The 10,067-nt window shown below is 40.5% G+C and carries 9 protein-coding genes and 2 tRNA genes; 6 read left to right on the top strand and 5 right to left on the bottom strand.

Going from position 1 to position 10,067, the window contains the following annotated elements:
* Nucleotides 1–2 precede the first annotated feature (2 nt).
* The 3 genes from Q0791_RS23370 to orn all read right to left on the bottom strand — a co-directional run bounded on the left by Q0791_RS23370 (nt 3) and on the right by orn (nt 1,083).
* Nucleotides 3–75 (bottom strand) — tRNA-Gly (locus Q0791_RS23370).
* A gap of 145 nt (nt 76–220) precedes the next feature.
* A tRNA-Gly gene (locus Q0791_RS23365) sits at nt 221–296 on the bottom strand.
* Between the two features lie 241 nt (nt 297–537).
* Complete coding sequence (gene orn, locus Q0791_RS23360) at nt 538–1,083, bottom strand: oligoribonuclease (protein WP_299011645.1); 546 nt, start codon at nt 1,081–1,083, stop codon at nt 538–540.
* A gap of 202 nt (nt 1,084–1,285) precedes the next feature.
* Between orn and rsgA the strand changes: the two genes are divergently transcribed.
* From rsgA to Q0791_RS23330, 6 genes are all read left to right on the top strand, one after another.
* A complete protein-coding gene (gene rsgA / locus Q0791_RS23355) occupies nt 1,286–2,356 on the top strand; it encodes a small ribosomal subunit biogenesis GTPase RsgA (protein ID WP_299011644.1) in 1,071 nt (356 codons plus the stop codon).
* A gap of 18 nt (nt 2,357–2,374) precedes the next feature.
* Nucleotides 2,375–3,244 (top strand): archaetidylserine decarboxylase, encoded by an 870-nt coding sequence (gene asd, locus Q0791_RS23350; protein ID WP_299011643.1) that lies wholly within the window; start codon nt 2,375–2,377, stop codon nt 3,242–3,244.
* 232 nt (nt 3,245–3,476) lie between these two features.
* Nucleotides 3,477–6,680: a mechanosensitive ion channel domain-containing protein gene (locus tag Q0791_RS23345; protein WP_299011642.1), complete on the top strand. Its 3,204-nt coding sequence runs from the start codon at nt 3,477–3,479 to the stop codon at nt 6,678–6,680.
* Between the two features lie 32 nt (nt 6,681–6,712).
* The gene (locus Q0791_RS23340) at nt 6,713–7,411 is read left to right on the top strand and encodes a glycerophosphodiester phosphodiesterase (protein WP_299011641.1); all 699 of its coding nucleotides are present in this window, start codon (nt 6,713–6,715) and stop codon (nt 7,409–7,411) included.
* Between the two features lie 71 nt (nt 7,412–7,482).
* Nucleotides 7,483–8,409, top strand: a complete 927-nt coding sequence (locus Q0791_RS23335) for a D-2-hydroxyacid dehydrogenase (RefSeq protein WP_299011639.1) — start codon at nt 7,483–7,485, stop codon at nt 8,407–8,409.
* 151 nt (nt 8,410–8,560) lie between these two features.
* Nucleotides 8,561–8,755 (top strand): bacterioferritin-associated ferredoxin, encoded by a 195-nt coding sequence (locus tag Q0791_RS23330; RefSeq protein WP_299011637.1) that lies wholly within the window; start codon nt 8,561–8,563, stop codon nt 8,753–8,755.
* A gap of 79 nt (nt 8,756–8,834) precedes the next feature.
* Here Q0791_RS23330 and tcdA read toward each other — a convergent pair whose 3' ends face one another.
* A complete protein-coding gene (tcdA, locus tag Q0791_RS23325) occupies nt 8,835–9,662 on the bottom strand; it encodes a tRNA cyclic N6-threonylcarbamoyladenosine(37) synthase TcdA (RefSeq protein ID WP_299011635.1) in 828 nt (275 codons plus the stop codon).
* Between the two features lie 221 nt (nt 9,663–9,883).
* The coding region (locus Q0791_RS23320; protein ID WP_299011633.1) for a hypothetical protein at nt 9,884–10,067 on the bottom strand (184 nt) is incomplete at its 5' end.

Below are 10,067 nucleotides of genomic sequence, written 5' to 3'. Positions count from 1 at the left end.
GGAGCGACATATCGGGTTCGAACCGATGACCTATACCTTGGCAAGGTATCGCTCTACCAACTGAGCTAATGTCGCATGTTTTTACTGCTATCTAAATATTTGGAGCGACCTTTCTTTCAATAAAGAACGGTTCGAACCTATGACTGATACCTTGGCAAGGTATCGCTTCATCATCGATATAATCAACAACTAAGCAAATCATGTTGTTATATTTAAATCTTGGAGCGACATATCGGGTTCGAACCGATGACCTATACCTTGGCAAGGTATCGCTCTACCAACTGAGCTAATGTCGCTTCTTTTTGCTATTATAACGCAACTGTAAGGTATCAACTTTCAACCTTATCAACTGAGCTAATCTCGCATCACTATATGTGCTTTCTTAAAACAACTGCTAAGGTATCCATTACCTTATCAACCGAGTTAATCTTGCATCATTTCCACTTTACACTAAACAAAGCCCGTAAAGTTGAGGCCGCATTATAGGAGAATTTCGCTGTACTGCAACCCCTTCTTGTAAATAAACTTACCGACTGATTAAATTTTAAATACTTTTTCGCGATAAAACTGCAATTCAGCAATGGATTCTTGAATATCCAGTAAGGCTTGATGGGCATTCTTTTTCGTCAGATCTTTCATTATTTGAGGTTGCCAACGATTTACGAGCTCCTTTATGGTGCTGACATCAATATTACGATAATGAAAATAATTTTCCAACTCTGGCATATATCGATTCAAAAATCGTCTATCTTGCCCAATACTATTACCGCACATGGGAGATACACCTGCTGGCACATGTTCAGATAGAAAAGCAATCGTCTCCTCTATCGCTTGCTGCTCATTCACTTGGCTAGCCTTCACTCGCTCAATTAACCCAGATCCACCATGATGTGTCTGATTCCATTCATCCATCAAGGCAAGTTGTGCGTCAGATTGATAAATCGCCAATACAGGTCCTTCAGCTAAAATATTCAATTCTTTATCCGTCACAATCGTTGCAATTTCAATAATTTTATCGACGCTAGGATCAAGTCCCGTCATTTCCAAATCGACCCATATTAGGTTGCTGGCATCGGCAGTCATAGCATCCTCTTCATCTGTTTTATCTAAATTTAGGCTTTTTTCTTTAAGACCGTGTATCATACTGCTTTATCTATACTCGTACCACTTTTGATACTAGCTTGAATTGAATAAGGTGAGTGCGAGTGACTGACACAAAATTAGCCTTACTGCACTTTAGACAAATCAAGATGAGTAAGCCTTATAAAATGACGAAGACGATTCTGTGAGTAAAAAGAAACCACTAAGCCATGGTCAATTACGCCGAATGCGGACCAATCATAAAAAAAAGCTACAACAGCATGATAAATCACAGTCCTCAATAGCGCTTCCAGACAGCTCTTTAGGCAATGAACAAGCAGGCACGATTATTTCTCGCTTTGGCCAACATGCCGACGTTGAAACACAAGACGGGTTGATCTCAAGGTGTGATATTAGAAGAAATATTAAGAGTTTAGTTACAGGTGATAAGGTCATTGTAAGATTATCTCAACATATTAACCAAGGTAACCCCACTGCCATTGTCGGTGTAGTTGAAGCCGTCCACCCTCGACATTCTCAATTGTCACGCCCCGATCTGTATGATGGTGTGAAAATTATTGCGGCAAACATTGACCAAATTTTCATTGTTTCATCAGTCAAACCTAGCTTTAGCACACAAATTATTGACCGATACCTAGTCGCCGCTGAAGACACAGGCATTACCCCTATTATCATTTTGAATAAAATCGATTTGATTTCAGAAGAAGAAAGTGAAGCCATTGAAGCCGCTCTTCAGCGATACAGAGACATCGGCTACCCAGTTTACAAAGTCAGCAGCACTTTACTTCAAGGTGTTGATACATTACATGAGTTAATGAAAGACAAAGTCAGTGTGTTTGTTGGACAATCAGGCGTCGGTAAATCATCACTCATTAATGCCATTATGCCAGATGCTGCATTAATCACTGGGGATATTTCAGAAAACTCAGGCCTAGGTCAACATACCACTACAACCGCTAAACTACTCCATATTCAAGAGGGTGGCGATCTCATTGATTCCCCCGGTGTACGTGAATTTGCACTTTGGCACCTACCCGCTGAGCGTGTGGGTTGGTGCTTTATTGAATTTAGAGACTATCTTGGTACCTGCAAATTCAGAGATTGTAAACATCTCAATGATCCAGGTTGTGCTATTACAGCCGCCTATGATGCAGGTGAGATTAGCAGCGATCGTTATCAAAATTACCATAAAATCATTGCCAGCTTAGATGAACAGCGACACGCTCGTCATTTTAAAGTTGGCCCAGACGAATAAGAGCACAAGGATCACACATTGGACAAGTTAAAAATTGCTTTACAGTATCTGTTACCCAAACACTTATTGTCTCGCCTTGTTGGCAAACTCGCCAGCGCAGAAATGGGAGCAATCACGACTATCGCCATCAAAGGCTTTATCAAAAAGTATAAGGTCAACATGAGTGAAGCTGCAGATCCGAGACCAGAATCCTATCGCAGTTTCAATGATTTTTTTACGCGCCCATTAAAACCTGGCGCACGCCCTTTGCACGAGCAAGACAATGCAATTATTCATCCTGTAGACGGCGCAATCAGTCAACTTGGCCCCATTAAAGAAGGGCGTATTTTTCAAGCCAAAGGCCACGATTATTCTGCTTTAGCCTTATTAGGCAATCAGAGCGATGACGCGAAACGCTTTATGGATGGGGATTTTGCTACGATTTACCTTGCTCCAAAAGATTATCATCGTATTCATATGCCCATTGAAGGCACTTTGTCTAAAATGACTTACGTTCCCGGAGAGCTTTTTTCTGTTAACCCATTAACAGCTGAAAATGTACCAGAACTCTTCGCGCGAAACGAACGCGTTGTGGCCATTTTTGAAACGGCAATTGGCCCTATGGCCATGGTGCTCGTTGGCGCAACCATAGTCGCGAGTATCGAAACCGTTTGGGCTGGCACTGTCACTCCACCCACAGGAAAAGATGTATTCACTTGGGATTATTCGACATCGGGTCCTGATGCTATCACATTAGCAAAAGGCGATGAAATGGGGCGTTTCAAGCTCGGCAGCACAGTTGTCATGTTATTTGAAAAAGATGCCATCGAGCGCTTTGCTGAAAACCTAGCCCCTAAAGTTGTGACTCGCATGGGTGAGCACTTTGCCATGACAAAACAGCACTGCTAATTTCTGTCAGCCCCTTTTGCTCTCTAAAAGTGCAAGGGGCTTAGGCCTTGAGCTTTCTACTTCTTTAATTTACTGCCCGCATAAAACAACACAAAAGCAACAATTAAATCTATATATTAACAATAAGCGCCACGTTATTTAAAGTTCAACAAAAGTTGCCCAGCAGTGATTTCTTTCTGTTGAGAACTTAGCTAGTATGAAACCTGTGTTTCTCAAATAATGCAGTCTCTTCATGTACCGTGTTTTATTATTCCTATTTTGCTTCACCTCTTTGTCTGTCTATGGCGCAGATCCCCTGCAGTTAGATAAACGCATAGGAATAACAACGACAGAGACAAAAAAAACACCGACCACTGAAGAAAAAGTGGCCTCAATACAAGCTGAAATAGAAAAGCTTAAAGCAACCGAAAAAAATGCCGACGATCTGCTAAAAAATTTCAATGCCCATAAACAAAGCCTTGCGGCTCAACTAACCAGCGCCAGTATTAAACTCGCTTGGTCTAATAAACAAGATCTTAATCAACAAGCCTCAATGGCATACCTTCGCTTATCGGAATTAAAAGAAATTGAAGTCACCTTAAGCAGTAAAATTAATGGACTGATAAAAAATAGAGATGCGCTGCCCGGTGAAATTAGTGATGCTCGAGATAATTTACAACAACACCAAAAAAATCCAATTATTGAAAGCCAAAACTCAGAAACGTCTTTATTATCAGTTCAAAGAACCTTATATGATCAAACCGTTTCAACCCTAGAAGCAGAGCTTGCCAGTAGCCAAAAACGTATTGAACTGAATCAATTGCAATTGCAACTCGTTCGCCAACAATTAGCGCAACAAGAAGCCTTAATTGAAGATATCAATTCACAAATTGCCAAACAAAGACAACAAAAAACCTCAGCAGCTATTGCCGACAGTCAGATCCAAACAGATGAAAACACCAACCCCTTAACCCTACAACTCAGCCAAGATAATAAAAAATATGGGTTATTGCTTCAGCAGCTCACTAATAACATCAGCCTCACTGTGAGTCAGCAAGAGAAAGCTGAGAAACAATATCAAGTTCAAGCCAAGCAGCTCGCCAGTATTCAACAGCAAATCGGATGGATCAAACTCAATTCAGCCTTTGGTGAACAGTTTTTACAAATCCTTCAATCCTTGCCTAAACCACCCGATCAAGAGCAATTACAAACCAAAATAGCCAACGCTCGACTCGCTCGCTATCAACTCGAACAAAGTCTTAATATTAATTCACAGCAACTTGCACAAGCGACTGACTTCTCCGCACTGCAACAAAAGTTACTGAACTCACAAAAGCTACTATTAACACAGCTACTGCAAAGTTATGATCAATATTTAAGTAAACTCGCGGATCTTAGGGTCAGTAATGAACAGTTAACTCAACAATACTTAACCTTAAAGAACACCTTAAATGAGCATTTATTTTGGGTTCCCAATGCCAGCAGTATCAGTAAACTCTGGGGCGTAGATTTATTGCAAAGTTGGCAATGGCTCACTCAACAAGCCCCTTGGCAGCAATTAAAAAGCTCGTTTAAAGAACAAAATACCGCTTGGTCTTGGTGGATTATCATTGTAGTCTTAAGTTTAGTACTGCAAGATATTCTCACCCCTAAATTTAAGGCAGCTGTTAAGCGTGATCTGGCCAACGTCGGTAATGTCACTCAAGATAAGTTTATCAATACCTTCAGCGTACTCACAAACTCCCTTAGCTACAGTTTAATCAAACCCTCTCCTATTATTGTCGCAGGTATTATTTTATATTTATCGCCTCACAACCTTGCCTCAGCAATGGGTATGGCACTCTCTTCCATCGGCTTGTTTTATTTACTCTATCGAGTCGCTTATCTATTAGCCCTTGATAAAGGACTATTAATCAGCCACTTTAAAGGCCCTAGAGGCCTTATTCGCACCAGTCAAATACGTTTACGGCAATTTATTATTATGTCTGTGCCGTTTTTAGGTGTCATGGGTTTTACACAAATTCTCGATAATTCCCTTGTCAGAAACAGTATTGGTAGAGGCGCCTTTATCATTTTTTGCATCATGTTATTTTGGTTTTACAAAGACATCCTCTCGCTATCTAAACGATATAGTCATACTCACCAAAATGATAAAAACAAGCGACTAATCCAAAAATTCTTATGGATTATGCTAATGACAGTGCCACCCGCTTGCGCCATATTGGCTTTTCAAGGTTATTACTACACCGCTTTTCAAATGTTGCTTCAGCTTCAACTGTCATTGCTTTTTGGACTTGGTTTTTTAATGACCTACCAACTTATCAAACGTTGGATGTTAATTGAAAGACGACGCATTGCATTTGAAAGGGCCAAAGCCAAACGAGCTGAACAGCTTGCTCAAAGAGAAAAAGAAGACAGCACTTCCACCACTAATGAACAACTTGAAACCTATGAAGAGCCCGAAGTGGATCTTGAAACCATTTCAAGCCAGTCACTAGGCCTAGTCCGCTCATTATTATTACTGGCCTTTCTTGCCAGTCTGATCGGCCTATGGACACAAACCCATACCGCCTTATTTTCACTACTCGATGGTGTCACCCTCTGGAGCAGTAATAGCACCATTAATGGTATGGAGCAACAATTACCTATCACACTCAAATCCTTATTACTCGGTATTATTATTGTCAGTTTTTCACTGATGATAGCCACTAACCTTCCAGGGCTAATGGAACTGATCCTCTTACAAAAACTGGATTTAAGTCCCGGTACAGGCTTTGCTATTACCACAGTCAGTCGATATCTCGTGGTCTTTTTTGGTATTTTAGCGGGCTTTTCGACCCTAGGAATGGAATGGTCTAAATTGCAATGGCTTGTTGCCGCACTCTCAGTCGGTTTAGGTTTTGGATTACAGGAAATTTTCGCCAACTTCATTTCTGGCTTAATTATTTTATTTGAAAAACCTGTTCGTATTGGTGATACCGTGACTATTCGCGATCTCACCGGGACTGTCAGTAAAATTCAAATAAGGGCAACCACCATTATTGATTGGGATAGAAAAGAAATTATTGTTCCCAATAAAGCCTTTATTACTGAGCAACTGGTTAATTGGTCATTAAGCGATCCTATTACGCGCGTTATTATTGATGTTTCTGTTGCTCGAGATTCCGACCCTTCTCGTGTCGAAGCCGCCTTATATCAAGCCGTTCAAGAGTGTGAAGATGCCTTAAAACTTCCTGAACCAGAAGTCTGGTTTGCCGGTTTTGGACAACACACTCAAAATTTCGAAGTACGTGCCTATGCTAAAGAGATGAGTGCTCGCTGGCCATTAAGGCATAAGCTACATAAACTCATTAGTAAAAAACTCCGTGAAAACCAATTGGAGCTCGCCTATCCTCAATTAGAAGTCCATATAAACAATACATCTTTAAAAGATAATCAGGGATTGATTCGAACATAATGGAAAACGATAAGGTCAACGGCGCCTAATTTATGGAAATTTTTGCTCACAGAGGTGCAAGTGCTCATGCACCAGAAAACACCTTAGCAGCAATGAAAAAAGCAATGGCATTGGGTGCTAGAGCCGTTGAATTGGACGTTCATAATGTTGAAGGCCAACTCTTCGTCTATCATGACAGTCGCCTTAATAACGCCAAGCTCAATCACCCTCTGATTGAGCAAAGCAGTATCAAAGCCGTACAAAGCACATTAGTACAAGGCGAACCTATTCCCACGCTTTGGGAAATCATGGACTATTTAAAAGCCTTTCCCTGCAAAGTCAATATTGAACTCAAGGGCCTTAATAGTTTACAACCCTTTATCAATATCTACCCTAAGTTAATGAGTGAATTAGGGTTTAGTTCAGATCAATTGCTTATTTCGTCGTTCAACCTCCCTTTTTTAGCCAGCTTCAAGCAAGTCTTCCCCACAGCTGATATCGCCCCTATCATAAGTGGGATCCCTTTAGCACTAGCCAGAGTCGCCACAAAATTAAAGGCTTATTCCATTCATTTAGATATTAATTTTGTGACGCCGAAGATTATTGATGACGCCCATCAAAGAGGGGTAAAAGTATTTGTTTATACTGTTGATAATATTGATGATATGTCTAATTTATTTCGAGCTGGAGTGGATGGGATTTTTACTAATTATCCTGATAAAGCGCTATCTTTGTTCCCCACTTCACGCTGATCTGTTCTACACTCAATGTAGGCGAGTCACGATATTCATGAGTGTCATTTATAGCCAGCCTAGGAGGAGTAATGAAACACAAATTATTCTTGCTTACCAAAAATAATGCTTGTTATAAACAATTACTCACTTCATGCCAACTTCCAGATCTGTATTTACTTGATGATGCACCCGTTAATATTCAAAAAGCCGATATTTGGTTGGCAGAGCCTGAACTCGCCGCGCCCTTATTGCCCCATGCTTATCAACTCAAGTGGCTACAATCGACCTTTGCAGGCATAGAAGCACTCATTAAACCTAGGCTCAGAAAAGATTATAAGCTCACCAATATAAGAGGTATTTTTGGTCCATTAATGAGTGAATACCTTTTTGGGTACTTATTAGCCCATCACAGACATCATCGACAGTATAAGCAACAACAATCACATAAAATATGGCGTCCAGAGAGCTTTAAGAGCCTACAAGGACAAACCTTACTACTACTAGGCACAGGCTCCATTGCCCAACATATTGCTAAAACAGCCAGACACTTTGGTATGAAAGTGGTCGGCGTTAATCGCAGCGCCAAACCCGCTCCTCATTTCAATAGCATTGATACTTTAAGTAAGCTCCATCATTATTTACCCCATGCCGATACCATTGCCAGTATTCTACCTAATACTCAAGATACTGATAACATTCTCAATAAAGAGACATTATCACTCATCAAACCCAATGGGGTTCTATTTAATTTAGGTCGAGGAAATGTATTAGATCTCGATGCGTTATTTAACCAACTTAGCCAACATCAAACACAACACGCTATCCTTGATGTCTTTAATCAAGAACCCCTTCCCAAAGCACATCCAATTTGGTCCCTTGACAATGTCATCATCACTCCCCATATAGCAGCACCGAGTTTCCCTGAGCAGGTTATTGAGATCTTTTCACAAAATTACTCACGTTGGATAAACAGCAAAACCTTACTGCATCAAATTGATTTTGAAAAAGGCTATTAATTCCCGTGATACTTCACGGGTAAAGATGAAATAAAACATTTTCCTTTGACCTGTTCGAACAAAAATCGCCTCCGTTATTCCAATCAGTTATTAGCAGTGAGAATTATTTTCATTTACACTTACATTACTCAATATTAGTAGGATCTCATTAATGTACGTCTGTATTTGTCATGCTGTCACAGATACTCAAATTAAAGAAGCTGTAAATCAAGGAGATGAATCTTTGACTGATGTTAAGCATCGTCTGGGCGTCGCCAGTCAATGTGGCAAATGTGCCAAAATGGCTGTACAGATAATCCAAAATGAACGTGCACTGGCTTGCAATTTTTATGAAGTGATTGATTGAAACCATTCATTATCTAAGCACTATCGATGAGCGAAAAAAGTCTGACCGTGCTTTCAGTAACAGTTTCATCTTGCCCTATTTATCCTAAATTACTGACCGTTTTTTTGGCTAGCTTGATCAAAACGCGGCTCACAGCAATAAAGCCAAAGGTTCCCGTCACGACCGTTACAGCACCAAAACCAGAAGCACAATCCATACGCATACTCCCTTCGGCCGTGGCTTTTGTATGGCAAACACTACCATCACTTTGTGGATAGACCAATTGCTCCGTTGAAAATACCGCTTCAATACTAAAACGCCGAGCCGTATTTTTAGAAAAACCATACTCGCGCCTCAATAAATTACGCACTTTTGCGAGCAAAGGATCTTGATATGTTTTGGCTAAGTCAGCAACCTGAACTTGAACAGGATCTAACTGTCCTCCAGCCCCACCAATCACAGTGATAGGCAGTTTATGTCGCTTACACCAAGCAATAAGTGCGGCCTTTGGCTTTACAGCATCAATGCAATCAACCACATAATCAAGACTTCCACCCTGCTTTTTAGCAACAAAATAATCATTTAAATTGTCCACAGTAATGAAGTCTTCCACTTCATTCACTTTACAATCAGGATTAATCTCGCGAATACGCTCAGCCATCACTTCAACTTTAGACCGACCTATCGTTTGTTTTAAAGCGTGTAACTGCCTATTGGTATTGGTAACACAAATATCATCTAAATCAATCAGGGTTATTTCACCAATGCCGCTTCTTGCTAATGATTCCGCCACCCAAGTGCCCACACCACCAATTCCCACAACAGCCACATGTGAATGAGCAAATGCTGTCAATGCCGCTTGCCCGTATAAACGCCCTATACCAGCAAACCTATCCACATATCCATCAGAAATTATTTTAGAATCCAAAGTGACACCTACAGTCCAGCTAACACCAATAATGAAAACACATTTTATCGTAAAAGCAATTAAATACCTATACTCGTGATACTTCAAGATGCAGGATTCAGTTGGAATTAAAAGCCTTTTAGACAAGGCTTTGAACAGCGGGCTTAGTGATTCTAAGTCAAAGTTCAATAACGCAATATAAAAGGCTTTTAAACCAACCCGTTGGGAGTGGGTAAAAGCACCTACTTCTGTGTTACATAACTTGAAAAGGCAATAAGCATTTCTGCAATCATGCGCCTTGAATTAGGCACTTTATACGCACTCTGAAAACATGCATCTTGAAGTATCACGAGTACTGATGAATCCCCAGTTTTTTTACTCACAGGTGATTCCCAGGAAGTTGATTTTATTTGGGAACTTTCATGG

This window comes from uncultured Shewanella sp. (assembly GCF_947495455.1).
GTDB lineage: Bacteria > Pseudomonadota > Gammaproteobacteria > Enterobacterales > Shewanellaceae > Shewanella.
Note: the sequence above shows the minus strand (reverse complement) of the source record. Positions and strands in the feature narration are given on the sequence as shown.